The organism is Aporhodopirellula rubra (assembly GCF_014192335.1).
Taxonomy (GTDB): domain Bacteria; phylum Planctomycetota; class Planctomycetia; order Pirellulales; family Pirellulaceae; genus Rhodopirellula; species Rhodopirellula rubra.
In genome coordinates, this window is sequence record NZ_JACHXU010000003.1 from 438,921 (window position 1) to 464,776 (window position 25,856).

The 25,856-nt window shown below is 56.1% G+C and carries 34 protein-coding genes and 1 other RNA gene; 15 read left to right on the forward strand and 20 right to left on the reverse strand.

Going from position 1 to position 25,856, the window contains the following annotated elements; genetic code table 11:
* Positions 1–75: 75 nt before the first annotated feature.
* The 8 genes from FHS27_RS06415 to FHS27_RS06450 all read right to left on the reverse strand — a co-directional run bounded on the left by FHS27_RS06415 (position 76) and on the right by FHS27_RS06450 (position 7,285).
* Positions 76–834 (reverse strand): phosphate ABC transporter ATP-binding protein, encoded by a 759-nt coding sequence (locus FHS27_RS06415; protein WP_184303249.1) that lies wholly within the window; start codon positions 832–834, stop codon positions 76–78.
* On the reverse strand, positions 831–1,724 hold the full coding sequence (gene pstA / locus FHS27_RS06420; protein WP_184303252.1) for a phosphate ABC transporter permease PstA: 894 nt from the start codon (positions 1,722–1,724) through the stop codon (positions 831–833). The genes FHS27_RS06415 and pstA overlap by 4 nt, the downstream gene beginning before the upstream one ends.
* The gene (gene pstC / locus FHS27_RS06425) at positions 1,717–2,544 is read right to left on the reverse strand and encodes a phosphate ABC transporter permease subunit PstC (RefSeq protein ID WP_221224911.1); all 828 of its coding nucleotides are present in this window, start codon (positions 2,542–2,544) and stop codon (positions 1,717–1,719) included. The genes pstA and pstC overlap by 8 nt, the downstream gene beginning before the upstream one ends.
* A gap of 7 nt (positions 2,545–2,551) precedes the next feature.
* Positions 2,552–3,412, reverse strand: coding sequence for a phosphate ABC transporter substrate-binding protein (locus FHS27_RS06430; protein WP_184303257.1), 861 nt, complete (start codon positions 3,410–3,412; stop codon positions 2,552–2,554).
* Positions 3,413–3,475: 63 nt separating this feature from the next.
* Complete coding sequence (locus tag FHS27_RS06435) at positions 3,476–4,393, reverse strand: sulfurtransferase (protein WP_184303259.1); 918 nt, start codon at positions 4,391–4,393, stop codon at positions 3,476–3,478.
* Positions 4,394–4,426: 33 nt separating this feature from the next.
* Positions 4,427–4,750, reverse strand: coding sequence for an ArsR/SmtB family transcription factor (locus FHS27_RS06440; protein WP_184303261.1), 324 nt, complete (start codon positions 4,748–4,750; stop codon positions 4,427–4,429).
* Between the two features lie 71 nt (positions 4,751–4,821).
* On the reverse strand, positions 4,822–7,089 hold the full coding sequence (locus FHS27_RS31530; protein ID WP_184303264.1) for a terminase gpA endonuclease subunit: 2,268 nt from the start codon (positions 7,087–7,089) through the stop codon (positions 4,822–4,824).
* Complete coding sequence (locus tag FHS27_RS06450; RefSeq protein WP_184303266.1) at positions 7,079–7,285, reverse strand: hypothetical protein; 207 nt, start codon at positions 7,283–7,285, stop codon at positions 7,079–7,081. The genes FHS27_RS31530 and FHS27_RS06450 overlap by 11 nt, the downstream gene beginning before the upstream one ends.
* Positions 7,286–7,534: 249 nt before the next feature.
* Between FHS27_RS06450 and FHS27_RS06455 the strand changes: the two genes are divergently transcribed.
* Positions 7,535–8,392 carry an amidoligase family protein gene (locus FHS27_RS06455; protein WP_184303268.1) on the forward strand — a complete coding sequence of 286 codons (858 nt, stop codon included), beginning with the start codon at positions 7,535–7,537 and terminating at the stop codon, positions 8,390–8,392.
* Positions 8,393–8,410: 18 nt separating this feature from the next.
* On the opposite strand, the gene FHS27_RS06460 is transcribed toward FHS27_RS06455, so the two are convergent.
* Entirely contained in the window at positions 8,411–8,620 is a 210-nt protein-coding gene (locus tag FHS27_RS06460) for a hypothetical protein (protein ID WP_184303270.1), read from the reverse strand.
* Positions 8,621–8,676: 56 nt separating this feature from the next.
* Between FHS27_RS06460 and FHS27_RS06465 the strand changes: the two genes are divergently transcribed.
* From FHS27_RS06465 to FHS27_RS06510, 10 genes are all read left to right on the forward strand, one after another.
* A complete protein-coding gene (locus FHS27_RS06465; protein WP_184303273.1) occupies positions 8,677–8,952 on the forward strand; it encodes a hypothetical protein in 276 nt (91 codons plus the stop codon).
* 71 nt (positions 8,953–9,023) lie between these two features.
* Positions 9,024–9,233, forward strand: coding sequence for a hypothetical protein (locus tag FHS27_RS06470; protein WP_184303276.1), 210 nt, complete (start codon positions 9,024–9,026; stop codon positions 9,231–9,233).
* Between the two features lie 251 nt (positions 9,234–9,484).
* Entirely contained in the window at positions 9,485–9,727 is a 243-nt protein-coding gene (locus tag FHS27_RS06475) for a hypothetical protein (protein WP_145215351.1), read from the forward strand.
* Positions 9,728–9,733: 6 nt separating this feature from the next.
* An RNA gene (locus tag FHS27_RS06480) (hammerhead ribozyme type II) lies at positions 9,734–9,818 on the forward strand.
* Positions 9,806–10,330, forward strand: a complete 525-nt coding sequence (locus tag FHS27_RS06485) for a winged helix-turn-helix domain-containing protein (protein ID WP_184303279.1) — start codon at positions 9,806–9,808, stop codon at positions 10,328–10,330. Before FHS27_RS06480 ends, FHS27_RS06485 begins: the two co-directional genes overlap by 13 nt.
* A 12-nt stretch (positions 10,331–10,342) precedes the next feature.
* The gene (locus FHS27_RS06490; protein WP_184303281.1) at positions 10,343–10,573 is read left to right on the forward strand and encodes a hypothetical protein; all 231 of its coding nucleotides are present in this window, start codon (positions 10,343–10,345) and stop codon (positions 10,571–10,573) included.
* A 262-nt stretch (positions 10,574–10,835) separates the two neighbouring features.
* Positions 10,836–11,021: a hypothetical protein gene (locus FHS27_RS06495; RefSeq protein WP_184303284.1), complete on the forward strand. Its 186-nt coding sequence runs from the start codon at positions 10,836–10,838 to the stop codon at positions 11,019–11,021.
* Entirely contained in the window at positions 11,018–11,251 is a 234-nt protein-coding gene (locus FHS27_RS06500) for a hypothetical protein (protein ID WP_184303287.1), read from the forward strand. The genes FHS27_RS06495 and FHS27_RS06500 overlap by 4 nt, the downstream gene beginning before the upstream one ends.
* Positions 11,251–11,481: a DUF4314 domain-containing protein gene (locus tag FHS27_RS06505; RefSeq protein ID WP_184303291.1), complete on the forward strand. Its 231-nt coding sequence runs from the start codon at positions 11,251–11,253 to the stop codon at positions 11,479–11,481. The genes FHS27_RS06500 and FHS27_RS06505 overlap by 1 nt, the downstream gene beginning before the upstream one ends.
* Positions 11,482–11,484: 3 nt before the next feature.
* Entirely contained in the window at positions 11,485–11,805 is a 321-nt protein-coding gene (locus FHS27_RS06510) for a hypothetical protein (protein WP_184303294.1), read from the forward strand.
* A gap of 9 nt (positions 11,806–11,814) precedes the next feature.
* Here FHS27_RS06510 and FHS27_RS06515 read toward each other — a convergent pair whose 3' ends face one another.
* The 10 genes from FHS27_RS06515 to FHS27_RS06560 all read right to left on the reverse strand — a co-directional run bounded on the left by FHS27_RS06515 (position 11,815) and on the right by FHS27_RS06560 (position 21,621).
* On the reverse strand, positions 11,815–13,125 hold the full coding sequence (locus FHS27_RS06515) for a DNA modification methylase (RefSeq protein ID WP_184303297.1): 1,311 nt from the start codon (positions 13,123–13,125) through the stop codon (positions 11,815–11,817).
* Positions 13,126–13,252: 127 nt separating this feature from the next.
* Positions 13,253–13,819 (reverse strand): SMI1/KNR4 family protein, encoded by a 567-nt coding sequence (locus FHS27_RS06520; protein WP_184303300.1) that lies wholly within the window; start codon positions 13,817–13,819, stop codon positions 13,253–13,255.
* Between the two features lie 389 nt (positions 13,820–14,208).
* Positions 14,209–16,431, reverse strand: a complete 2,223-nt coding sequence (locus tag FHS27_RS06525; protein ID WP_184303303.1) for a bifunctional DNA primase/polymerase — start codon at positions 16,429–16,431, stop codon at positions 14,209–14,211.
* A 47-nt stretch (positions 16,432–16,478) separates the two neighbouring features.
* Complete coding sequence (locus tag FHS27_RS06530; protein ID WP_184303306.1) at positions 16,479–16,934, reverse strand: hypothetical protein; 456 nt, start codon at positions 16,932–16,934, stop codon at positions 16,479–16,481.
* 48 nt (positions 16,935–16,982) lie between these two features.
* On the reverse strand, positions 16,983–18,644 hold the full coding sequence (locus FHS27_RS06535; protein ID WP_184303309.1) for a DEAD/DEAH box helicase: 1,662 nt from the start codon (positions 18,642–18,644) through the stop codon (positions 16,983–16,985).
* Entirely contained in the window at positions 18,644–19,231 is a 588-nt protein-coding gene (locus FHS27_RS06540; RefSeq protein WP_184303312.1) for a RusA family crossover junction endodeoxyribonuclease, read from the reverse strand. The genes FHS27_RS06535 and FHS27_RS06540 overlap by 1 nt, the downstream gene beginning before the upstream one ends.
* Positions 19,232–19,325: 94 nt before the next feature.
* Positions 19,326–19,808, reverse strand: a complete 483-nt coding sequence (locus FHS27_RS06545; RefSeq protein WP_184303315.1) for a DUF669 domain-containing protein — start codon at positions 19,806–19,808, stop codon at positions 19,326–19,328.
* A gap of 52 nt (positions 19,809–19,860) precedes the next feature.
* Positions 19,861–20,619, reverse strand: coding sequence for an ATP-binding protein (locus tag FHS27_RS06550; protein ID WP_184303318.1), 759 nt, complete (start codon positions 20,617–20,619; stop codon positions 19,861–19,863).
* Positions 20,620–20,657: 38 nt separating this feature from the next.
* Positions 20,658–20,897, reverse strand: coding sequence for a hypothetical protein (locus FHS27_RS06555; RefSeq protein WP_149495336.1), 240 nt, complete (start codon positions 20,895–20,897; stop codon positions 20,658–20,660).
* Positions 20,898–21,006: 109 nt separating this feature from the next.
* Positions 21,007–21,621, reverse strand: coding sequence for a hypothetical protein (locus FHS27_RS06560; RefSeq protein ID WP_184303320.1), 615 nt, complete (start codon positions 21,619–21,621; stop codon positions 21,007–21,009).
* Positions 21,622–21,945: 324 nt separating this feature from the next.
* Between FHS27_RS06560 and FHS27_RS06565 the strand changes: the two genes are divergently transcribed.
* From FHS27_RS06565 to FHS27_RS06575, 3 genes are all read left to right on the forward strand, one after another.
* Positions 21,946–22,419: a hypothetical protein gene (locus FHS27_RS06565; RefSeq protein ID WP_184303323.1), complete on the forward strand. Its 474-nt coding sequence runs from the start codon at positions 21,946–21,948 to the stop codon at positions 22,417–22,419.
* A 206-nt stretch (positions 22,420–22,625) separates the two neighbouring features.
* The gene (gene lexA, locus FHS27_RS06570; protein ID WP_184303325.1) at positions 22,626–23,279 is read left to right on the forward strand and encodes a transcriptional repressor LexA; all 654 of its coding nucleotides are present in this window, start codon (positions 22,626–22,628) and stop codon (positions 23,277–23,279) included.
* 5 nt (positions 23,280–23,284) lie between these two features.
* Positions 23,285–24,478 carry a hypothetical protein gene (locus tag FHS27_RS06575; RefSeq protein WP_184303327.1) on the forward strand — a complete coding sequence of 398 codons (1,194 nt, stop codon included), beginning with the start codon at positions 23,285–23,287 and terminating at the stop codon, positions 24,476–24,478.
* A gap of 31 nt (positions 24,479–24,509) precedes the next feature.
* On the opposite strand, the gene FHS27_RS30740 is transcribed toward FHS27_RS06575, so the two are convergent.
* The gene (locus tag FHS27_RS30740) at positions 24,510–24,650 is read right to left on the reverse strand and encodes a hypothetical protein (RefSeq protein ID WP_221224912.1); all 141 of its coding nucleotides are present in this window, start codon (positions 24,648–24,650) and stop codon (positions 24,510–24,512) included.
* Positions 24,651–24,920: 270 nt separating this feature from the next.
* On the opposite strand from FHS27_RS30740, the gene FHS27_RS30745 reads away from it, so the two are divergent.
* Complete coding sequence (locus tag FHS27_RS30745; protein WP_221224913.1) at positions 24,921–25,358, forward strand: hypothetical protein; 438 nt, start codon at positions 24,921–24,923, stop codon at positions 25,356–25,358.
* Positions 25,359–25,856 lie beyond the last annotated feature (498 nt).

Here is a 25,856-nt window from a genome sequence, read left to right on the forward strand (position 1 = left end):
CGCGACAACTTTTTTTGGGCTGGATTATAACCTTCTATCGACTTGCTAGCCGTTAAGCGATAGAGCCCCGTTCACTCAGCCCTTGCGACCCGTTAGGTACGAATCAACAATTGCATTAGATGTCTCATTAAATACCGTTTCAGTGTCGCCCTGCTCAATAATTCGACCGACGCCATCTTCCGTCCAGAAGATTGTGATCTGGTCCGACAGTCGGCGTGCTTGAGCCAAGTTGTGAGTGACGATCAGAATTGTGTATTGACCTCGCATCGAGTCGATCAACTGTTCAACTCGCTCAGCCGACATTGGATCCAAGGAACTGCACGGTTCATCCATCAGCAATACCTGTGGCTTGATCGCAATGGCGCGGGCAATACAAAGCCTCTGCTGTTGGCCGCCCGACAAATTGAGCGCCGACTGGTCAAGACGCGTGCTCACCTCGTCCCACAATCCAACATCTCTAAGAACTGATTCACAGATCTGCCCCAAATGCTGCCGATCGTGGATTCCGTGCTCCCGAAGGGGCAGCTCGAGATTGCGACGAATCGACATGGCAAACGGGTTCGGCTTTTGAAAGATCATGCCGATATGGCGACGCAGTTCGACCGAAGATGGAAATGCAGTGTCGATGTCTTGTCCGTCAAATTGAATGCGACCACTGACGCTAGCACCCGGGATGATCTCTGTCAGTCGATTGAGTGCGGCAAGAAAGCTGCTTTTGCCACATCCGGAGGGACCTACCAAGCCCAAGATTGAGCCTGGCTTTGCTTCAATCGTCGCGTCCCGAAGAACGGTACGGCCGTTATACGACACGCAAAGGTTTTCGGTGGTAATCAAAGCGAACCTCCTGTCGTGCTTCGATTGTGCAATCCAGCGAGCCGGAGCAATAGTGCCGTCGCCGCATTGATCGCGAGTAACAACACCACCAGTACACACGCCGTCGCGTACGCTTTCGATCCTCCTCCAGGAACGTTCATCGCGAGGTCATAAATGTGTACGCTCAGCGAACGTCCGGAATCAAGAAGCGATTCGGGAGTGCGAGCGACATATCCCGAGGTGAATATAAGGGCAGCGGTTTCTGCCAAGGCGCGTCCGATACTCAGCACGACGCCGGCAGCCAGTGCCGGCATTGCAACTGGCAAAACAACCCGGAATAAGATCGTGGTGCGTTTCATACCCAAAGCGGCAGCAGCATAACGATACTCGGCAGGTACAGCTCGAATTGCTTGTTCCGAAGTGCGAATCAAAATCGGCAATACCATGCAGGCCAGCGTCAAGCCGCCAGAAAGTATCGAATATCCCAATCCAAGCGCAATCGCAAAGAATGCGTTACCAAACAGGCCGAACACGATGGACGGGACGCCAGCCAATACGTCCAGTGAGCGACGTACATTGCGTGCGAACCATGATTCTTTATCAAGTCGCTCGGTCAATGCGATTGCGGTGCCGAAGGAAAGCGGGACCGCAACGACCAAACAAACCAAAAGAATCAGCCCGGTGGATAGAATGATGGGCCCGATTCCGCCTACTCGACCCGCGTCTTGGACGTCTTCTATCAAGAAACCGAAATTGACTTCAGCAAGACCTCGAATCGCAATATCCGCCAGGATCCAGATTAACACGCAAATCACTGACGTCGCAGCAACCCAGACAGCAACCGCTACGCAGAATTCACGCCAGTGGTGCCGGACTTCGATTGCTCTAGAGGTTGCTGGGCCGCTATCCATCACGCCGGGTGCCCTCTCGACGCGAGACAAATAGGACGATCACGCTGACTACTAGCATCAGCATCAATCCGCTGACGAATAACACGGACCGATGACCCGCCGAGGCGTAGCCCAGTTCCAAGGCAATATTTGCGTTGAGCGTTCTGCCAGGAGAAAGCAGCGACGAGGGCATTTCCACAATGTTACCGGCTAGCATGAGCACAGCCATTGTTTCGCCCAACGCGCGGGTGAGTGCTAGGATGATTCCGCCGCCAATGCCCCGACGTGCGCCCGGCAACACAATCCAACCAACGATTGCAGATCGACCCATGCCCAATGCCGCCGCCCCCTGAATCCACTCTCGTGGCAAAGCGGCGATTGCTGTATCCGACAGGAGTGCAACCGTTGGCAGAACCATCAGTCCGAGAACGATTGTTGCCGTTAGGAGGTTTTGCCCGCTTCCGCCAAACGTGGCAATGATTGGCGCTAGCACCACCAGTCCCCACAAGCCAAAGACAACCGAAGGAATCCCCGCCAGCAACTCAATCAGCCTGCGATGCCAAGCCGCCAGTCGGCGCGGCGCGTAGAAATTCACAAACACGGCCGAGCCAATGCCCAGCGGCGCTGCGATCACGATCGCTCCTGAACTGGTCACAAGAGTTGCCACGATCATCGGCGTCAAATTGAACTGGCCCGAAAGCGGATGCCAACTCGCATCGGTAAAGAATCGAGACCAACCCAATTGCCGTAGCGCCGGCGTTGACTCTCGCAACAAAAAAAGAACGATCAGCAATACGATCGCCGCCGAAATGACTGCCAAGGCGCGAGTGATAATCGTCAAAGATTGATCACTTCGCAACGGCAGACTCGCTTGTAATTGGCACGAAGTACTGAGACTTAACTAGATCGTGCACGTCGGCGGATTGACAGAATTGAATGAACGTGCTGGCCAGCGGTGAGGGAGAATTGGCAGTGACCAGGTTTAACGGCCGGCTCATTGGAAAGGCACCGCTAGCCACGTTTTCCGTATTCGCCTTCACTGCATCAAGGGGCAATAATCGAATCCGAACACCTGATTCAATATCCGCTTCGGCCGTGCCGATGGAAACGTAGCCGATGGCCCCCTCTGTCCCGGCGACTGTTTTGACGGCGTGCTCGTTCTCGCCAACAATGACGTCGCCTTTCACGCTCGGATTTTCGATTCCGAAATGCTTCAGGAATACTTCCAGTGTTGCGCGTCCTTCCGCTTTGTGAACGACGGTGATCTCCTTGTCTTCCCCGCCGACCTCTTTCCAGTTGTTGATCTTGTCCGTGTAGATCGCAATGATTTGTTCCTGCGACAATTCTTTGATCGGATTGGAATCATGAACGATCAGCCCCACACCATCGGCGGCAATTCTGTGGGCGGTGAGATCAGCCTCGTCCGCCGCAAGGGGGCGACTTGCCATGCCGATATCCGCCACGCCTAGGCGCACATCCGCGATACCCTTTCCGCTACCGCCCGTCTGAACGTCGATACGGACCTTTGGATGCTGCTGCTCGAATCGCTTTGCGATTTCTGTAGCCAGCGGAGCAACCGTGCTCGATCCGGTGAGCGTTAGTTGTCCGGAGAGTTCGCTCGAGCCGCTTTGCGTCGATGGAGATGATGTGCAGCCGACCAGCGTCAAGCACAGGAGAAAAAGAGAGGAAGTTGCAATAATTGATTTCATCGAGGGGAAGCCTATTGGGAGCAGAATCAAAGGGCAGTTTGTCAAAGTTCTGCGCGGGCCTATCTAGTTTGACTTTGTCTCAGCCGGGTATTGCTCAAGGGACGCGTATTCTTTCCATGAACCTTCATAAAGGCGAACGTTTGGAAATTTCGCTACGTGCCGGAGATAGAATCGCAGCAAGCTGCCCTCTCGTGATGTCCCGCAATAGACAATGATCTCCTTGTCAGGCGTCAAGCCTGCCTTCTCTAGGTCTGACTTGACCATTGAGTACGGAAGAAACTTGTGGGTGTTCTCCTCTTCCATGAGTCGAGCCCAGTGAAAGTTGATGGCACCTGAGATGTGACCCTTGCGAACCCAAATATCGTCTTCGCCGATGTATTCGTTATGAGGTCGGGCGTCGACAAGAACCACATCAGATTTGTCTTTACGGCTCAACAGTTTGTCCAGGTTCACGCCAATTTCTTTGTTCATCGCCGTCGGCAGATCGCCTTCGGGGTTCCCGAAGTACTTTTGAGTGACCGGAAGACCTTGAGCCTTCCACTCTGCCAGTCCTCCATCAACGATTCGAATGTCTGTCACTCCGAATTTCTCCAAGACATACGCAACCATTGTCGCGCTCAATATCTCGTCGTTCGGAAGTACGTCACCGGTCGCGTAGACCAAATGCGTGCGATCTTTATCGACGCCGGCACGAACAAGCAATGCGGCCGTCAAATCATCGGGAAGGTACTGAACCGGGACGCCATTGTCCGTTCCACGCAGCGTTCCAAAATTGATGTGGTGAGCTGTTGGCAAATGACCGCGGAAGTAGTCTTTGTATCCTCCTCGCGTATCAAGAACGATTGGCCGCCGAGTCTCGTCGGTTTGTTCAATCAGCTGATTGGCGTCTTGCGGGGAGATAACGGTGATCTCGCCGAAAGCCACGGTACCAAGGATGACAAAATTTATGACAAAGAACAGTGTCAAGATGCGATGTGTCATGGCGATTCTCTGGAAGTAAACAAGCTAGGAAGATCAAGAAAACGAAATTCTGCAGCAGCCTAGGTCTATCGAGCGACCTTTACGACGTGCCACTAACTCCGGGGCAACTGCATACACCGAATAGCGACCTTGCCTGGTTCGCGTCACCAGTTTCGCTTCACGCAGTGCCTTCAGGTGATGGGAAAGCAGTGTCGATTCCACGCCGAGCGTCTCGTTGATCTCCGTCACCGTTAACGGGCCATTGAGTAGCCGTTCGACCACCGCTAAGCGAGTGTTGTCCGCGAGCACTTTGAGTACGCTCGCGCAGCTTGGATCCTCTCCCGAATCATCAAGAAGCACATCAAGCGGAGCTTTCATTATTTATACCCTCATGGCCGTTCAATTGAACAGTCATTCAAACATGCGTAAAGCCGTACGTCAAGCGGAGCTTAATTTCTCTTTCTGCGCTGCAGTTCTCGAAAACTCAGCCGTTTGCGATCTTTCTGTGTCGAAAGATCCGTTCCAAAGAGCAGCGCACCCTGCATGGATGCGGCGACGGCGGAGCCAACGAGGCAGTCGAGCCAGTGGTTGTCGGTTTGTTCGGGGCGGACTTTCCATTCATCGACCGTTCGGCCGCGGCCTTCGGTGCGGACGTAGTACTCGGCAGTGACTTGCCCGGCAAACATTCGGTGTTGGTCGGGGCGATCGCCGAAGATGGAAAGGCAACCTCGGTCGCCCATGGCTACTGCGAGTCGCGCGTGTGTGAATGACTTCCACCAGTTCGTGTCGTAGATCACGTGGCGGATGGCTCGTTTTCCGTTGATGGTTGGAACACGCCAGTTGAGTCCGACGCGATCACCTGGCCGGCGTTTGTATTCGCTGAAGGGATTGGATGAGGCGCCCACGAATCGCCCGTGCGATGGCAACAGGATCGAGGCGTGGGAGCTTTGCCGGCAGAATTGGTAGACGACGTTGGTCGAGTGGCCCCAGTTGGCATCAATCAAGCAGCGACCGATCTTCATCGCTGCACCGTCGTCGCGTTGCCACTCGCGACCGAGTAGCTCCTCCGTCAAAGATTCAAGGCCAGCATAGATACTGCCTTCGAGTCCGGTGCCCTTGGCGGCCGTAGCCAATGTGTACCGCGCGTCGCGTAGCGTGAAGTAGGTTCGCTGTTGATCGGGGTAGGTGCCATAGTCAACAACGTATCCGGTGAAGTCGTCTTCCCAGGCGGCGACGACGTAGAACAAAAGTTTGCCTTGGACGTCGATGAACGCAGTCAGATGGTTGCCGGCGATTGGAACTCGGCGTCGAGGCAGGTTGTTGATCTTGGCAGCGACTTGGTCGGCGCTCAGTTGATCGGCACCGACGGTCTCTTCCGGCAGCGGTTCATTCTGGTATTCGGCGAAGAAGGCGGCTTCGTCTTGAAGCCTCAAGTTCATCGCGTGTTGGATCGCGGATAGCTCGTCGTGGTTGAATCGCTCCTTCCACGAGACATCTGCGCCGGCGTCCATCGCTTCACGGTTCTGACGATAGAACTCGGTGCCGGCCGCTCCGCCGTCGCCGGCCCGCAATCCTTCCGCGCGAATCTCGGCGTAGCGTTGCCAGAGCGTTTCGTTGGCCGGAAAGGCGTTGACCATGCGAGTTCGCTCGCCGTTCCATTCTGGGTGCAAGTCGCGATTGAGAATGTTGTCTGCCATGTCGCCTGGACGAATGACTGTGCAGGGCATGATGCCCGAGATCTTCTTGCCTGGTCCAGCGAGTCCAAGCACCGCGCCGGCAAGGATCGCTTCACGGTTGGCGCATTGGGATAGCGATCGAGCGGACTCGTCCGTTTGCGGATCGTCGAGGACTACGAGAGATGGTCGCACGGTCTTGCCGTCGGGGCGTTTGAATTTCATCCCTCGAATGCGACCGGTGAGACCGGCGACCTTGATGATCGCGCCACTGGCTTCACTTCCGGCGATGGTTGGCAAGACGATTTCTTTGGCCGTCCATCCGATTTGTGTTCGCTTCCCCTTGAATAGTTGTCCATTCGCTCGGTTGGCAATTCCGTCGAGGGCTTGGATCGGAAAGCAGCCTTCTGGGTAGTCGGCGGCAAGCACCTCGTTGCTGTCGAGTTCGGTTTTGATCGAATCGAGCATATCGCAGGCGTGACCTTCATCGCTGCCGATCAAACAAACGAAGTCGCGATAGCCATTGAGTACCGCCCAGATGCAGGCGACTTCGGCGAGTGAGCTCTTGCCGGATCCACGAGCCATGGCGAGCGAGAAGAGACCGCCACGAATGACGGCTTCTTCAATCTTGTTGATCACCTTCAAGTGGTCCGGCGACCACTCAAGATGAAAGGTCAACCGAAAGTACGCCTCGCAGAACGCTCGGAATGAACCGGCAGCCTTCGCCTTGCGTTCGGGATTTTCGACCGGAGGCAATTCTCCGATGTCGCGACCGGCGAGAGCGATAGCGGCGTTTCGCGCGCGGGCACTCTCTTTGAGTTTTGCGTACGGATCGACTTCGGAAACCAGTTTCGGTGCATGCCGTTTCTCATGCAGCCAATCAGCGTAAGCCAATAGATCAACGTGCCGGCCGTCTCCGATGCGATTGCCTGCTTCCACTCGGTGCCGATGCAACTGCCGTTCGTTGATCACGGTGCCGAGGAGCGTCGAGTTGAGTAGCCGGCAGCACTCGCTCGGTTTCAGTTTGCGTGGGTCATTCGCCACGGCCGGTCTCCTTCAACATCCATGCGGTGTAGGTCAACAGGTTCAAGCGGTCCGAACCGTTGGTCGGCGCGCCGTCCTCGATGTCCGCTTCAATTTCGGCAACGGGAACCCTTCGCCGGCGCAACTTCGAGAACAAGGCGGCCGTCTGTTCGGCAGTCATCGCATTCGGGTTCAGTTCTTCGTTACTGCCTTCCATGGCGGGCTCCGTGGGGAAACTGCGACTGCGCTAACACGTCGGCGACTGTCGCGATCATGTGCATGTTTGCGGTCAGTGGCCGCATGTTTTCGGCGGCGACGTGGGGCCAAAACTGGCCGCCTGTGGGCGCGAAAAGAAAGCTGCAGATTACTGGAATATTACTTTCAAACTTCGCTTGAGGTGTCTCAAAACGCATGGCTCATGTGTGTCAACGCAAAACGAATTCCATGCTTTTCGGAGACACCAAACATGCACGCCAACGACATCGCCTTCGGTATCGAAATCGAAACCCACATGCCCGGAAACGACCGCACGCCGATCGGCGGCTACCACAACGGCCTTCCGGTTTCTTGGCTGCCGGCGGGGTGGAAAGCCGAACGCGACGGCAGCATCCGGACGCCGGCCGGACGTAAACCTTGCGAGTTTGTTTCACCGGTCCTTCGCGGACGCGAAGGTTTGCAAAACGTCGAGACCGCGGTCGACGCGATCAAGGAACGCGGCGCTCGGGTCAACGAATCTTGCGGGCTGCACATCACCATTTCTTGGAACGGCGACGCAGCGGCCCTGGCCCGACTGATTTCCTTGATCGCCAACCATGAAAACGCCATCTACGCATCGACCGGAACGCGACGACGCGAACGAAACCAATGGGCGAAGCAAATCAAAACTTACGGCAACAAAGATGCTGCGAAGACACGCTGCGAAGCCGACCGCTACCACCTCTTGAACCTGACGCACCTGGCCCGAGGCCGACAACGGATAGAGATTCGGGCCTTCGCCGGAACGCTCAACAAAACGAAACTGATCGGGTACATCCAAATGATCCTGGGCTTGGCCGAACTTGCGATGAACCAAAAACGATGCGCGGGTTGGGACTACGCCAAGAAACCGGGAACCAAGTCTTGCTGGGACCGACCGGACGCCGGCCACGGGGAAACGGAATTGAACCGGCTCTTCTACCGGCTGGGTTGGACGAAGGGTTGGTACAAGGGCGACCTTCGCAACAAACGATTCGGCGAACTGACCACCGGCGAAAACGGATGCGACTTTCGCCCGGTCAAAAAGAAGCTTCTTGACTTGGCCCGCAAATACGACCAGGCAATTTGATCGCCACCGCTACGGATTTTAGAACGCCGCGTTGTAGAACGCGGCGTTTCGCCGTTTTGTGGCGAACACGTTGGCCTCGGTGGCCACGTTTTGGAAGGTCCAAAGGTAGACGCGGCTTTTGCCATGTTGCGACACGCGGCGAATGTGGGCGACACGGCCGGCCTCCATAAACCTGCGAAAAGCCTGTGAATTACTGGCCGGAATCGCTTGCTGTGTTTGGAACCGCATGGCTCATGTGTGTCATCGGAAAACGGTTTTTCAATCACCCCAACGGAGAATCAAACATGACCCTTGGCGAACTGATCGGCTTGCTAGAAGAGTACCGCGACGAGCACGGCGAAGACTGCGAAGTGCGATTGATGACGCAACAAAACTGGCCCTTTGAAAACCGCATCGCCGGCGTAACCAGCGGCGCGGAGATGAACGAAGCGGAGCATGACGACCCACACGAATTCGCGGACGAACAAGACGTCGCCGTAGACGCGATGGTCTACATCGTCGAAGGCGGCCAGATCTGCTACGGCAGCAAGCGGGCATGGGAAACCTGCCGCGATTGCTAAACGCGAACCAATAAGCCGGCGGCGCGATAGAGCGCCGCCGGCCTTTCTATTCACGAACTGAGGAATAAACAATGAAGAACCGAGACAAAATGGAAAACGCCTATGCAGCCGCGCACATTCGAGCTTTGACCTTGCTCGAGGATTTGCACGAAACCGTCGAGGACATGCCGGCACCGGGTAACGAAGAGTTCCCGATCGATTGGGGGCATGTCGGATCCTTGAACCATCTTTGTGAACAACTGGCGGAGTTGAAAAAGCACTTCGCTTCGGACGAAGACTGATCGGCACTTGTTCTCCTTGCCCGACACGCCGCGACGTTCGCAACCTGTCGCGGCGTTTTCTCGTTTGCGAGTGCTTTGCCGCATGCCCATTGGACGGCAACTCGGCCGAACGTCGCGGGCCGATCGAAAGCTGCAAAAAGATTGCAGATTCCTTTCGGACTTCGCTTGCTGTGCTGCGAAACGCATGGCTCATGTGTGTTAACGCCGACGGGGCGAACCAAGAACCACGACCTTCTACCGGAGACAAAACCATGGCCAAAGAAAACAAGACCGCCGACCTTCGCAGTGCGATGCAAAAACTTGATCCAGCGACCTACCAAGACATTCGCGAAAGCTACTACCGCATTGCCGACAACTTGAAACCGCTGGCCGACGCTTTGGAGAAAGCCGACGCCGACCAAGGTGGCCACGCCGGCCCGCTGCTCGACGAGCATTTTCTCTTCCTGCAAATGTACGACCTGCTTCGCAAGAGCAACCTTGGCGGGGTGGTGTGAACCGAAAGCCGAAACGCCGGCCCCTTTCCTCGAACGAATCGGGCCGGCGTCGTCGCGGGCGGTTCCCGCGGCCTGACGATGGCAGCCAACCATGAACACGAATTGGGAGATGGAAACATGAAGAAGGCAGACGTAAAGATCGGTGGTGAGTACTACGCGAAGGTCACGAACAAGAAAGTGGTCGTACGCATCGATGCGGAGAACGCCTCGGGCGGCTGGGACGCGACGAACCTTTCGACGAATAAGAAGGTCCGCATCAAGACGGCCGGTCGGTTGCAAGGACCAGCGCGGACGACCGAGGCGGCTTCGGAACCCACCACGCGAGCAAAAAAGCGAGTCGCCAAGAAGAATTCCGAAACCAACACCGGCGGCGAGAAAAAGCTTTCGTGCGTCAAAGCCGCCTTGCTGGTTTTGGAATCCGCCGGCGAACCCATGAACACGCAAGAAATGATCACCGCGATGGTCGACCAGAACCTTTGGGAAAGCCCGGGCGGAAAGACTCCGCACGCGACGTTGTACTCGGCGATTCTTCGTGACTTGGCGAAAGGCGACGAAAGCTGGTTCGTAAAGACGGAACGCGGCCGGTTTACGGTTCGCGGATAGGAGGCCGGTGAAATGTTTATCGGAGACGTTCGACAAATCGAGGACCTTGCGGAAGGGGAAACGGCAACGCCGGAACCCGACATGGGGTACGAACTGCGGACCGCTAATGGCGACCGATTTGAACGCGGCACGGTGGAACACCTGGTTCGACGCGGCGACATGATCATCGCCCGAACAACCGCCGGTGAAGAGTTCGCGGTTGTCGGCCGGAACGCGCACGTCTTGGTCCCCCTCTCCTTCTAGCTTCAACCCTTTTCACCCCCGGCGAACACTTCGCCACACACGCCCGACGTTGGCCACGGTCGGGCGTTTTGTCGTTGGTCGGCTGCCTGGCCGCGCAACTTCACGAGGCCACACACGGCAACGACGGCCGCGATTTCTCGAAGACGAAAAACATGGCGGATCTTTCCGCATGCTTTGCAAAGTTCGCTTGCTGTGTTTGCCGGCGCATGGCTCATGTGTGTTAACGCGAACGCCGTTTCTTACCACGAACATGGAGAACCCAATGCCAAACCTGCAACCGCAACGCTGGCGATCGACAGTTGTCTTCGCCGACGGCAGGCGAATCGAAGTCGATGAACCGCTGCCAGTTCAAACCATTGTCGCCGATGCGAAACGCGCCGGTGCCACCAAGGTCGAACTCGAGAACGGAACCGAAATCTTCCTCAACGAAAACGGAGAACAACGATGAGCAAAATTCAAACCCTCACGCCTCGGCCGATCGAGCCGGCCCCGGCATACGAGAACGGTCATCAGATCGCTCGCGACTTGTTGCGGCACATCGAGCTGCAACTTGATCGCATGCAGCGTCCCGACTCCAAGGACCTCCGATGGCATCACGTTCGTGCGGTCAATCTCATCAACGCTCAGCTATCAGAGGTCGCCACGCTACTCGACGAAACCAACGGAGTCCGTAACTGATGAAACCCAACTGCAACCTCAAGGCGGGCGACCGAATTCGTTTGCTTTCGATGGACGACCCCGACCCGATTCCCGCCGGCACCATCGGAACGGTCGCCGCCGTGTATCCGCAAAGCGATTGGACGCAAGTCGACGTGGATTGGGACGGCGGACGATCGCTGATGCTCTCCATTCCGCCAGACCAAGTTCAACGCATCGATGCCTCACCCCAAACCCAATCAGGAGAATGAAACATGTCCACTCGCGCTGTAATCGCTCTGCAATTGCCCGACGAAACGGTCGTCGCGACCTACTTGCACTTCGACGGGTATCCCGATCACGTGATGCCGATCCTCGAAAGCGGCTACCTTGATCCAGACGAAGCACTTGAGTTGATCGAAGGTGGTGAACTGCGATCAATATCGCCGCGGCCAGCCGAGCCCGAGTACTTTGCAACCAACCGGCCAACCGAAGTACTACACTCCGCCGGCGAGCTGCCACGTCTAGCTCGCTATCTGAATGCTGAGCACATCTATCTCCTCGGCGAAGGGCGGTGGACGCATCAAAGAACCTGATGCCGCCGCTCATCGCATGTTCTCCTCGCGAGCGCCGACGGGAATCGGCGACTCGCCAGTCCGCTCGAGCACGGCGGCTTTGCCGGTAAACCGCTGGTAGCGATCCACGATCACGTCGCAGTACGGTGGGTCGAGTTCCATCAAGAAAGCCTTGCGGCCGGTCTGTTCGGCACCGATCAAGGTCGATCCGCTGCCGCCGAACAGATCGAGAACGTTATCGCCGCGCCGCGATGAATACTGCATCGCCATGACGGCGAGTTCTGCCGGCTTGCCGGTGAGATGCTCCAATTGCTGTGGCGGAATTTTCTTGACGTGCCACAGGTCCGTCGCATTGTTCGGTCCGAAGAACTTGTGGCCGGCCCCTTCTTTCCAGCCATAAAACGCCCATTCGTGCGCGCCCATGAAATCTTTGCGCGTCATGACAGGATGCATCTTGTCCCAGATGATGGCCTGCGAGAAATACAAACCGGCCTTGGCCAACACGGGTGGATAGTTCGCGATGTTCGAAAAACCTCCCCAAATGTAGAAGCACCGGCCGGGTTCCAGGACGCGAGCGATGTTACCGAACCAGGCTTCGAGCAATCGGTTGAACTCTTCGTCCGAAACAAAGTCGTTCGCGAGCGGCCGGTCCTTGGCTCGCATCTTCTTCGGACCATCTTTCGATTTGCCCTTTCCCGCCTCGAACGAGCTGTTGCCGGCCGCGATCGCGTTTTTGCTCCGTGGTTCGACCTTCACGTTGTACGGCGGATCGGTATTGCAAAGTTGAATCTTTGCACCGCTCAACAGCCGATCCAAATCTTCGACGCTGGTCGAGTCGCCGCATAGCAGTCGGTGATCGCCGAGAAGCCAAAGGTCGCCCGGTTGAGTGACTGGATCGTCGGGAGGCTCGGGAACATCGTCGGGATCAGTAAGTCCCGGTTCAACCCCTGGATCGAGCAGCTTGGCCAACTCATCCGTGTCGAAACCGAGTAGTTCGCAATCGAATCCGGCATGCTGCAGTTCACCGATTTCGAGTGGCAGAAGATCATAATCCCATTGGGCATTCTCGCCGGTTCGGTTGTCGGCGATGCGGTAGGCCTTTACCGCTTCGGGTTCTAGGTCCGTGGCCACGTGGACCGGCACCTCGGCGAGATTCAGCTGCTTGGCAGCTTTCCAACGCGTATGGCCGACGATGATGACGCCGTCGGGATCCACGACGATCGGTTGCCGAAAACCGAATTCGTTGATGGACTGGACGACCGGAGCAACCGCATCGTCGTTGATTCGAGGATTTTTTTCGTAAGGCTTGATCCGATCAAGCGACCACATTTCGACCTGCATGTGCAAAAGCCCTTCCAAGGCGAGGAGAGAAACGGAAGGGTTCGGTCGGTGGCTAGGTGGATGGGTGGTTGGTTATGTATTCTGCGGCTGCAATTCAACGCAGGAGGAGTTCTAGAATTCTCACCCGTTAATTGCCGGGAAGGGTATTGGCGTCTTCATCGATCTCTTTGCCGTCATCATCGAAGAACTTCCTAAGTCGAACAGCCTCCGATTTCAAAAAATCATTGAGTGTCTTCCATTCGGATAGAATCTCTCCGCTGTCCGGATCGCGTACTCGAATCCGACTTCCTTCTTCGACACACACCGGTGACCCATCCCAGTTGTAACTACCCACGATCCAGTACTTCTCGCCAAGCCATGCGGGACGTTCCACCGTATTGGGCGTAATGATCGAATACGGCTGACTCTGAACCGCCTCCTCCGTGCGTTTGAAATTCTCTCGCCACCCGAAAATCGAGAGAGTCCCGAAGAAAACTTCCAGCCCATTCGACAAGCTCAAGAACTGTCTGAGCGGGGTTGGCAACTTCATTCCGACCGCTGATTCAATTTTGCGAATCCCCTCCTCAGGACATGGTGGGTACGTAGCGTGGAGGTAAGCTCGCTGACCAAAGTGCGGGACCTTTCCAAAGAGCCTGGCCCCATTCTTCATCGTCTTGCAGCCGAGAGCTTCATACTCGGAAAAGACGGATACCATTTTGTTAAATCCAGTTTTCACGTCAATTGTCTCAATCTCGGGCGTTGATTCGGAAAGCTTCTGATTCTACGAAAACTCACGTTCGGACAAACAAAACAAACTGTGCCCAATTAGGCGGCTGTTCCCGCGGCCCTTGTGAGAAAACGATTCGGCCGGAAGTACCTAAACGACTTCGCCGGCGTCGATTGAGAACTTCTTTCCCTCTTTCACCCCCTGTCGCATAGACACACACGTACGCGGGCATGTCGCGTGCGCGGGTGGGTGCGGGTGAACACGTGAAAGAAGAGATTTTTTTCTTATATTTACGTGTTTTGCGGCCAAACTTCCTTCACCCTTCTTTCTCGTACGTTCACTCTCTTTCACCCCGCGACGACCGACTTCGTTCACTTTCACCCCGTTCCTTCACCGTCCTCTTTGGCCATCGCCTGCTCGGTCATTCGGTAACCGCGTTGCGGACGTCCTGCGGTCTCTGCGGAGATGATGTTGAGGTCGCCTTGCTGGACCAACGTGTCAATCAATTGATGAAACACCTTCGCTTCCATTTTCATCCGCTTGAGCAACACACTATGCGGTAGCGTCCGCTCGGGTGCCTTCCGTAGCTTTTCAAGCAATCGCAAGCATTCACCATGAAACGGGTTCTCGGCCACGTGAGACGCAGCCATAAACAGCATGCGACGCGTTTGATGCTCAACGACCTCGATGGCCCAGCGGGCGGATTCGGCATCGATGATCGGATCACGGCAGTTGCGACTGATGGCATGGATCAACGCGAGTTTGCGAGTCTGTTCGCTCACTCGCCCCCAAACCGTCGTTCCGACCGAATCATTGTCCTCCTCTGCGGCATCGTACATCTCCTCCGCGTTGACTCGGGCGTCGCTCAGAAGTTGCCGAGCGTCATCGTCATGTGGAACGATCGCCGGCGTTGGGTTCCAATCGACAAGATTGCCGGCGCCGGGACGAAAGTTTTCCCACCATTCGGCAGTTTCGCGAATCGAGTCGGGGATTTCTCGGATCTTGGGCTCCTGGCCTTTGCCACGCCGACCGCATTCGAAGATCAACATTCGGGCGAAAAGACCATTGGTCAGCATTCGCTCCGAGAGAGCGGCGTAGTAGTGGTTCGGGATCGCAGTGCCGAAGACAACCAAGTGGGGTTGGTTGATAACGCCGGCCGCTTCTTTCCCCGCCTTGCGTCGCATCGGGTACACGCTGTTCGCCGACGAGTACATGGTCAGCAGCGTTGACATGATTTGCTCGTGCCGGGCGTCGCGGGATTTGTTGATCGATTGCAGTAGTCCGTCAATTTCGTCGGTTTGAAACAGCATCGACTCGGTCAGAAACAACGAGTCTTGGATGCCTTCGCCCGATGCAAATCGTTCCCCGACGCAGTCCGCCATGCCGACTTGTTGGAGGATTTGCATGTTCAGCTTGCGGGGCCAGTCCTTGCCCGCGGCGGAATGAGCGAGTCCGAGCAGATAGAGATTTGTTCGGTTGTCGCCGGGATCACGAACGCGTCGGCCCGCAAGAACGGCTTGCAACGATACAGCTCCGCAAAACGCCATCACTGTGTTTGGATAGGGCGCACATTCGAGGCAGTGGTCCATGACCTCGGCTATGAAACCAGGGCAACGCAAAAGCGACTCGGGCAATACGCCGGGATCCTCCGGCATCGGCTTTGGAAGATCAGGGTCGACTTGGACGACTTTGGTTACCGGCTCGGCACTGAAACCGCTGAGGTCCACGGCGACCCCGGCAGGTTCCATCGGACTGTCGTCGCGAAGCCAGCCGAACGGACGGTCATGCGGTTTGATGACCGCCTGATTGATTTTGTGTTGCAGTTCACGATCAGACCAAGGCGGATCGCAGCGTGGGTTGTACTCCGATTGCAGGATCGCGAGGGCTCGTTCGGGTTCGATACCGAAGCCATGCACGAGAGCGGTTGCAGCGGAAAACGTCTGAGAATGTCCGTTGGAGCCAGCGAAGGCGGGTGGCATCGCCGCCAGGTAGGCGATGGCTCGCTGTTCCAGGTTGTTGTCGTTTGATCGACCGGCGGCTCTCGGACACGGCTCTTGAACGGATGAAGTATCAACCTGACCGCGTTTGACGATGACGGCATCGGCGAGGGCCTTCACGCAAGCCGCCAACATGGGAGCGGGAACAGTCGCCGGCTGGGCAACGAGATTTTCATAGGGTTCACCATCTGGATGGATACTCGGGCCAACCACGGTTTGCGCACCGGTGGACCGGATCTCGACGATCATCGAGCCGTTGCGGTCGGTGTGCTTCTCGGTGGTCGCGCCGGCGGCGATGTACCAGCGGTGGGACTGGGGCGAAGACGGCCGGCCGGTGATCGCTGGCGTCGGTGGCAGGTACTGATCGGCCAATTCAATCGCTTCTGGGCAATCCAGGTCGACATCGACCAGCCATCCTGATGGCTCCCCCAAAATCAATCCAATGTTGCAGCCTTTGGGGAAGACTTCTGGGGTGAGGCGGAGACTTGTCCAGTCGCGTCGAGCCGGCGACTTGGAGCGTGGGCGCAGCGGAACAGCGAACCATCCACGCTCGCGGTAGTTTGCTACCCACGAGCGCACGTCCATCGGTTCGGGTTCCAACATCGACATCTACTCCCCCTGCAATTCCCAGAATGATTTCAGTCAACGACTCAGCGGTCGACCGGATCCATGTGTGGAATCTGCAGAACCAGGGTTTCGAACTCATCAATGGTTTCATTGAGTTCGTTGTCGCCGAATTGTTTCGCGGCGTCGCGACACGTCTCAGCGGCTGCGAAGATTTCGTATCGCCAGGTATTCCAGCGATGACGGTCTCCGGTCGTCATTGACCAAGCACACTTGGACCAGAAGTCCGTTGAAACCGGACATTTGACGGGCAGCGTCATGTTGTGATGCAGCCGGTGCACGATCGGATCACTCGACTCGTCGGTATCCGTCAAGTCGTATTTCGCAGACTTCGTGTTCATGGGATCGTTTTGGTAACAATCCTCATCGTCTTCATCGTAGAACTCGATGGCAAGACTTCGAAGCTGCTTGCTTGGAGGCAGATCGCTAACGATGTGGAGTCCGTCGAAGGGGCCATCAAATAGCTCGAAGCGTTGTTGCACAAACAATCCTTTTAGTGGCGGGGGAAAGAGTCGGTGTTCAGTGGTGATTTAGAACGGAGCTTCTTCGAGAGCCGTATTCGGAATCTCGGAAAGCTGATGGCTGACGATGCGGTCATAACGTTGGCCGGAGATCGAACGAACCGTAATCGACTCGGGTGCCGCCAGTAGTCCCGCATCGGCCAACTCCAGAGCTTCGTCCGCGTTGTCCGGACACGGGTCGAGGCATCGGTCCCGCCACCACGTTTCCGCTTTGCGTCTCGCGAAACCGGAATGCTCGATGCAGATGAATTCGCTTTGCCAATGATCGAGGCCGATCATGTAATCCACTCGCAAGCAACGAGGCGCATCGTCTTCGGCGTCACGCTTTCGGTGGACGCGATAAACAACGTCGTGGACATCGTACTCCGTGTCGGTGACTTCACCCGAAAGCACGCCGGCTTCGCTTGCTTGTGGATCGTGCGACTCGCGTTCTGGCGGAGGAAACGGCTGACCGCATTCCGGACAGTTCGCATAGCCGCAAGCAACCAACGCGTGGCACTTATCGCATTCTTTGGCCGGCGGCAGTTGGCCGGCTCGCGATTGCTTTTCTTTGGGTTTGATCTGATCGATCGGCCCGTGGCGTTCGATATTGCCGCCGAAATCGAGGACCAGACAATTCTGTTTATCGGCGTGCAATCGAAAGCCGCGGCCAACGCATTGATAAAGCAGTCCAGGTGACATGGTTGGACGCAGCATCACCACGCAATCAACGCGAGGCGCGTCGAAACCGGTTGTCAGCACGTTGACGTTGCAGAGATACCGCAGCGGTTCTCGGCCGAATAACTCGTTGCCGGCATCGCCACGAAAACGGGCGAGGATCTCATCGCGTTCCGCCGCAGGCGTCTGCCCGGTGACGAATCCACACTCGATGCCATGATTATTCCGCAGGGTTTCGACGACTTGCCCACCGTGTGCGACGCTGGTGGCAAAGATCAACACGGCTCGGCGATCGGCTGTCAGTTCAACGATTTCGGCACACGCGGCCGACACGAGCTCGTTATCGCCAGCCAGTTGTTCGACCTCTTCGCTGACGAACTCGCCAGCCCGCATGTGGACACCGGAGAAGTCCGCGCGATTGACGCCGGCCTTGGAGATCAACGGGCAGAGGTAGCCATCGCGAATCAGTTCTTTGATTCCAATCTCGAAGCAAACATGGTTGAGAAAGTGATCCGGCGAACAGATCATTCCCGAGTCGACGCGAAACGGTGTCGCGGTCAAGCCAATCACCCGAACGTGAGGATTGATGACTTTGCAATCAGCGAGAAACTGCCGATACATACCGTCGCCCTTCTTAGAAATCAGATGGGCTTCGTCGACGATCATGAGGTCGAATGGTTCGAAATCGCAAGCTCGCTTGTAGATGCTTTGAATACCGGCAACCAAGATTGGCGTATTGGTGTCGCGTTTCTTGAGACCAGCCGAATAGAGTCCGACCTTGATACCGGGACAAAGCCGGCGAACCTTGTCGGCGTTCTGTTCCAGCAACTCCTTGACGTGGGCCAAGATCAATACGCGACCATCCCATTGCCCTACGGCGTCACTCGCGATCTTTGCCAAGACTAAGGATTTACCAGCGCCTGTTGGCAACACCGCGACCGGGTTGTCGTCGCGTTCACGAAGATGGTGGTAGACCGCATCGACCGCAGCTTGTTGATAAGTACGCAGCTTCATCAGAGTGCCTTCCCGTTGTGTCGCTTTCCAAGCCATTTTGGGACGGCGTTCGGCGACATCTCTGACTGGCCTCGCTTGCAATCACTGCAAATTCGGTTGGCCGATCCGCTGGATGAGAACGGTTGGTTGCACTGCAGACAGATTCGTTCGATGTTTGGCTTGGCTTCTTCGGCAAGCGGAATTACCCAGACACGCGCCTCGCCTTCGAATGGCTTGGGTAGTTCCACGCCCGCCTCAATCTCTGCCCTTGTTCGACGTTTCAACTTTCCTTTCGGCTTGACTTCCGGAAGGATCTTCTCAATCGCTAAACGAAAAATCTGGGTGTCGTCTTCGTACACGCCGCCCCATTGAAGCGAATCCAAGATCGCTTTGAGGACGTTGTCGACGTCACGGCGGCGTCGGTCGGGTGTGTAGAGCTCGATCTTGACGGACGGCGGACCGGTGAGTGTTTCAATGTCGCGTGTCTGCAAATACTCCATGACTTGCTTGCGATAGTTGCGTCCGCGACGACTAATCAGCACCCGCTGGCCGACGTGTCGCCAGTAGGTGTTGACCGTTGGTGGGAAAGGCAACTTGAATTTGAACATGATGCGACGCCTTGAGCATGGAAACGAAAACAGCCGACCGGCATTCCGTGCCGGCCGGCTGTTGAACTTGGAAGCGATCAGAAAGAGGCCGCGGCTATCGCTTCCAAGGCGCGTCGGTCGAGGCGGCTGACTGAGGGCCAACGCCAACTGGGCTGGCGGTTTCCAGAGTTCCGCTACCCGGATCCCGTTTGCTGTAGCCCTTCACCTCGTTTTGCAACTCACCGGTGTCGCTGCGACGCTTGACGCGAACGTGGATAATGCAAGGCAAGTTGTGCAGGTCGGTGGAATCCGTCGGGGCGAGCACACCGACCGCGCGGCAGATCGATGAGAGTTCCCGGCGTGCAATTTCGACCGCCGTACCGTTGGGATTGTCGAGATTCAGTCGTACCCACAACAAACGTCCGGAATGATCACCTTCAATGATCTGGAACGTCAGCTGAAGATACGAGCCGGCACCGGACTTCGTGGGTTTCATTTCGCTATCAGTGATGACGGCGACGTACTTACCTACGGGAATCGGTTCGAGATCGTTGGCGGGTTCGACTTCATTGGCGTCAAAGCCTTGTAGATTGGCCATGGATGGTTCCTTGGTTGAGTGGAGTGAAAAAGGTCAGTGAAGCGCTGGACGGCTAACTCGCCGACAAAGCAGAAACGAAGGCGGGCCAGGAGAGCGGCAATTCCTCGGCGATGCCGTAGCGGTTCTTGGCAACGCAGCTCGGAGAGCCGTAAGCACGAATGACACGCTCCCCGCCGTCCTTGCCCACGGCGTGGGCGATGGTGCGTTTGCGATTGAAGCCGCCGTCTTCGGTTTGCGTTCGCATCTTGCGAGTTGCAAACAAGACAGCGTCGCACCACTCTTTCACCAATGCCGCGGCATGTTTGTGAAGGCGAGGTGAATAGCGGTCGTAGGGCGACGATTCGGGATCTTCGAATCGCTCAACCTTGGAGTGAGCGATCAACACGACGACCATTCCGCGAGAACGGAGAACGCCAAGCAAATCGAGCACTTCACGCCACAGAGAGAGGGCGTGCATATAACCGCGAGCATAGCCGCCATCGACCTTTTCGATCGATTCGACGCCATACTGCTGACAGAGTTTGTCCCAGATGAGACGCTCCAGCCAATCGAGCGAGTCGATCACGACGGTTTCGTAATCGTGCTTTTGATTGACGAGCGTTTTAAGAGCGGCGATGACGTCGTCGAAATTCACAGCCAATGGAAATCGATCGCATTCGATCTCATCGAGCCCGTCTTCGGTTTGAATGAAGATGGGCATGGGAGCCTGGCTGCCGAAAGTCGATTTGCCGATGCCTTCGACGCCGTAAAGCAAGACACGCGGCGGTTTGGATTGCCGGCCGGACTGGATGGTTTCAAGTAGGTTGGTCATTGTTTGGTTAACTCCTTGGTTGTTGTTTGACTGGATGGTTAGAGAGACTGGATGTGCTCGACGTCGAAATTGCCGTCGCGGTCGCTGGTCACGAGGTAGTGCTTGAAATCAACTTGCACCACGAACCGCTGGCCGGTTCCGAGTTGTTTTCGAAGTGACTTACACGCTCCGGTGAATTCGCGTGATGCTTCGTTGAAACGGTCGGCCGATCGCAAATAGCGACCGACCGCAAGTGAAATGGCGACGCGACGTTCGATGTCTAAAGACAAGTCAGGCATAGAGGCTCGATGTTTGAGGTTGTGTGGAGCAAGGACTTCTGTTGGCTTTCCGCTACCTCTAGACCTTCCAACTTTTCACACTGAAAGACGAAGCGGCGGCCAAAAAACTTCAGACGAGGTACTCGTGGAGACCTTGCTCACGAAACACGACGGCGATCTTGGCCATCCAGTACTTCAACGTCGAAAGTGGCACATCCATGATTTGCGAACACTCACGGAGCGAATGGTCGGTGCGCAGCTTCAGAAGCCGTTGCCAGTGCTGAGGCAGCGTTGCGATAGCCACGGCCAAGTCGTGCCGCAAATCAACCAACTCCGTGTCCGACAGCTTCGCCGTTTCGATGCGATTTCGGTTGTCGTCTTCGCTGATGCATTGGACCAGCTCGCGGCGCTCACCACCGGATTCCACCATCACGTTCAGCGACGTCACCTCGCGATCATCGCGAATCTTGTGCAATCGATAGGCACGCAGGTTGGTGGCTGCACGATTGACGACCATCGTGATGAACGGATTCCGATGGCCAATCGCCGCGTCGTGCGATCGCATCGCCCGATCGAGTTCAGCTTGCAGTTCCTGATGCAGGTCTTCCGATTCGTGCGGAGCGAATTCCGGGCAGCGCAGAAGACGAGCGACGCAGCGGCGAATGACCGTTTGAGCAAACGGGTCTTCGGTAAGCGTCGGGATGGCCGGTGTGGTTTGGGGCAGAGGAGGTGTTGAAACAGACATGTTCACTCCGTCGATGGGCGGTGTTGGAAAAGGCCGCGTCTCGGCAGCGGCCACACCCACCGGCGAAGTTGCACCAAATCGCACTCAGCGATTAGTGCGACAGCGTTTCAGCCTGCAAATCGCAGGGAAAACGCATCGAAGAAAATGTTGTTGCAGTTGCACGAAATCACACTAACTGCAACAGCTGGCTGCCCGGAAATGGCGGAGCGGAAGGCTGGAATGGGCGGCAAGTTTTTTCAGCGTGCTGGACCAAACGTGTCCATGGCATCGGTCAATCTGGACGGCCACTGTTTTTCCAGCCCTTCCTCTTGATGGAGCCTCACAATGAACGCCTATGTTGAACAGCTTTCTGGTACTGAACCCGTTGAAACCGAGATGGTTGGACGCCTGGCTCGGCTGTTGCTTGATCCCTCACTGGATCGCTGCGACATCGCCGACGGCATCTTGTCCGACATCGATCTGATCCGCTTCCTTTGCGGCTACGAGCAGATCGTGATCGAAAACACAGCGGCGCCCGGCACGAATTGGATGCTGGAGCAACGAGGTTCACACGAACTGAGCTTTTTGGCCCATGCCCTCAATGAACCGCGTGCTCACTTCGTCATGCCGCTGCTTCTAGGGTCGCTTTGCGATCACAGCGGTCGGCCGTGGTTTCAGTCCTCGGTCTATGAGTTCGTACCGGCCGTCGAAGGAATCAAGACAACCAACATCGGCGGCAAACCGATGTTCAAAGCCAACCTGCACCCGGCACACCGCCGCAGTCAGCCGGCTGCGCAAACGAACCCGGCCTTCAACTGACCGGGGATCGCATCGCGGTCCGATGTCCACTTCGTTTATCAGCGCTAATTCAAGATTTTTTTCCCTGCAAATTACGGTGCTTAAGTGTTTGCTAGCAAAATTTAGCTTGTCGGAATAATCGGCACGACTAGATTACATGTAGCACGAAACGAAGTCTATCAGCGCTAATTCAAGCCGCCACATTCAACCGCCAAGGATGCCGATTCATGAAGCGAGCCAAACCAAGCCGGGGACGACCACGCGAAACCGAAATCACCGAAGGCCAATCGCGAGCACTCGACGTACTGTCCGCCGCGATCGATCGCCACGGCATCGCACCGACGATGACCGAACTCGGCGACCGGCTTGGCATCAGCGCCGCCAGCGCCCACCAATTGGTTCTGCAACTGGAACGCAAAGGCTACGTCGCTCGGCAGCCCAGGAAGGCTCGCAGCTTGCGGGTGCTTCGTCGGCCAAGTCAAACGCTCGCATCGATGACGAGTGTGCCGATGCTCGGTGTGGTGAAAGCGGGGCCGGCAATGCTCGCCGAGGAAAATTGTTTGGGCGAAGTCATGGTTGCTTCCGACCTGGTCGGTCGCAGTCCATGCTTTGCTTTGACGGTAAGCGGTGACAGCATGAAGGACGCGGACATGCGAGACGGTGACATCGTGATCGTTCGACGACAACAGCTTGCTGAAAACGGCGAGATCGTTGTCGCGTTGATCGATGATGAGGCGACCGTGAAGCGACTCGATTTGAACGACGGAGCGATTCGCTTGTTGCCGGAAAACCGGAAATACAAGCCGATCGAGGTTGAGCCCGATAGCGACTTTCGCGTGCTTGGAAAGGTTATTTGTATCACCAAGAAATCTGAAAGTTAGCTGTCATGCCTCAACCCACTCCGTTGTCCACCTTGCTTCGCGTGATTCCCAACGAGCTACTCAAGAAGTGGTTCCATGATCATATTCCTGGACCGTTCGATATCCCATGGGAAACAATGAGTGAGAACGACATCGAACCCATGATCGTGCATCTGGATGAATTGCCATCGAGTATTCGCAAAGATGCGGAGATTGATCTTCGGACCATTCGTTCGTTCGCCAGTGAAGCGGGAATGCGGGCGATCGAGGATACGGCACGGATGCACGGAGAGCCCGAATTGATGTCTCGCATTCCCGATGGACTCAATCTTAACGGACGTGCGATGTGGGTCCGTTTGCACGAGTGGGAGATCCTTCACGCCGCAACCACGCTCCTGCATTTGGAAGAAGCGACATTCTGGAGGAAAAGAAACGGAGTGCCGTCCAACGTCGAAATCGCCGGAGATGCCGCGGAGCAGCTTGGTAACGCAGTGTCCAACATGTTACGTGAGGAAGGACGAGGCCAACACGTCACCGTCGAACGACTTGAAAACAATGGCATCGTCTATTTCATCGTCCATCCCGACGACTTCGTTCGCAGCGATAACACACACGACGATCAGGGCCGCTTGGCGACTGTGTCGATTCGGCCGACCCTGGACATCATCTTCGCCTATGACCGGCACGCCGGATCGTTTGAACTCTGTGCGAGCCTACCGAAAGCCCACAAAGAGCGACTCGAGCCGATCTTCTCGCGTACGGTGCTTGGTTGGCAACTGCCACCCTACGAGGACGAAAGCGGTTACTACATCGATCACTTGAAAGATCCGAACACGCCACTTCCGACCGATCCGGCAGACCAAATCCGTGTGCGTATTGAAGAGATCAAGATGTTCAATCCATCGACCCGTCGTCGGATTTCAACGGACATCAACAAACACGACGAAAACGACACGATCCACCGTGCGATCGATGAGGAGCTGCGGTCGTCGCATGATGTGCTTGCTAACTTCAGCGTGAATTCCGTCGGCATCCGATTTGTGTTCCCGGCCACACGGTATGCCCGAGCCGGCGGCCGGATCATTCGTATCACTCCCGGCAGTTGCAACCTGCGGAGCCTGACGCCGGACCGTGCCGAGATTGTCCAGAAGCACCTTCGTATGTGGGGAGTCGACGATGCGCCGACGGACGAGCCCAATCTGGTCTCGGTGGGAGCTTAGCCCGCCGGCGTTCACCATTCGTGACGCCAAACTATTTCATCAAGACCATTTCGCTGCCTTTCGTCGCCATCGATTGGTCAAACCGACCACGCCGACGACTGAACTGCAATGCAGAGATTGTGGCGAGCATCAGTCGGTCATCTATACAACCGATCGTGAAGGTGGTCGGCACGGCTTTATCGTCTGCGAGCGTTGTGGTCCGGCAGAGGTGCATCCAGAATCGCTGAACCAGTTCGTCTTCGATACCGAGCCGCTACTAGAACATCTCTTTGCCGATACACGACTCACGATCAAACTCATCGACTCGGATCTCTTATGGCATATCGGCAGACGAACCTTCGATGGGAAAAGTCGCGAGTTGCTATTTCTGCGTTGTTTGAGGGCAAAGAACGAAACAAGTATCGTCGAACAGCTTGGCCGCCGAAAACGATCACTGGTTTTCATGCCACTAGCCCGCTCTGCAGCGAGACTGGACACGATGGTCCCCAGCTTGGTCATCGGGATTCAGGACGTTGTCGAATTCTCGGAAGACGGCTTGCGAATCGACTGGGAGACCGTCGAAGATCGCCTGATCGAATTCAGTGAATTCAAAAATCCAAAACCCAAGCCGCAGCCACGTCGATCGTCGCGCACTGCGAAAATCGAACTACTGGTTCAAGAATTGACGCAACATTTGCGAATTGCTGCGGATCATGCTCACGCATCCGGCGAACTGCTTCCTCGTCCGACGCAACAAGAGCTCGCTCGACGGACCGGAATGTCAAAGTCCGATGTCAGTCGCTGCATGAAAGACGCGTCTGCCAATCAGCTGCGACTGCTTTGGCAAACGGCGGATGACCTGGATGCCCTCCTGCGTTTGCCACGCAGACAACTTCGCTAAATCTTTCTTTTCGATTGGCTCCGACTTTCAGATCCAGAACTTGGAAGGTCTGGGGATAGAGCGGTGTGTTAACCGCATGTTCCCATTTCTCACTTCTAGGTTCTGCCCGTGCGAAATACCAATCCGAAATCTGACTCCGACGAAACACGATGGAGGCGTCGCGAAATCGTCGACCTGCTGACTCGTGCCATCATTTGTCACCATCGAGTTACCGCAATTTCCGGGAACTCTGAAGAATCTGACGGCGATGCCCAAGCCGATGGCTTGATCGAATCGGAAAACGATCGCTCTCTGTGACTGGGCCACGGTAAACACACCCGGCACTTTCCTATTTCGACTCATGGAGAGCAATATGAGCAACCCATTGGGCCAAGAATTGGCCGCGCTGCGCCGAATGTCGGTTAGGACTTGTTCGGAAATAACTTCGGCAATCTTGTAGAATCGAGGCATCTCGATTCCACGGAGGCCAACGATGAAGGACGTTTACGGACAGGACAT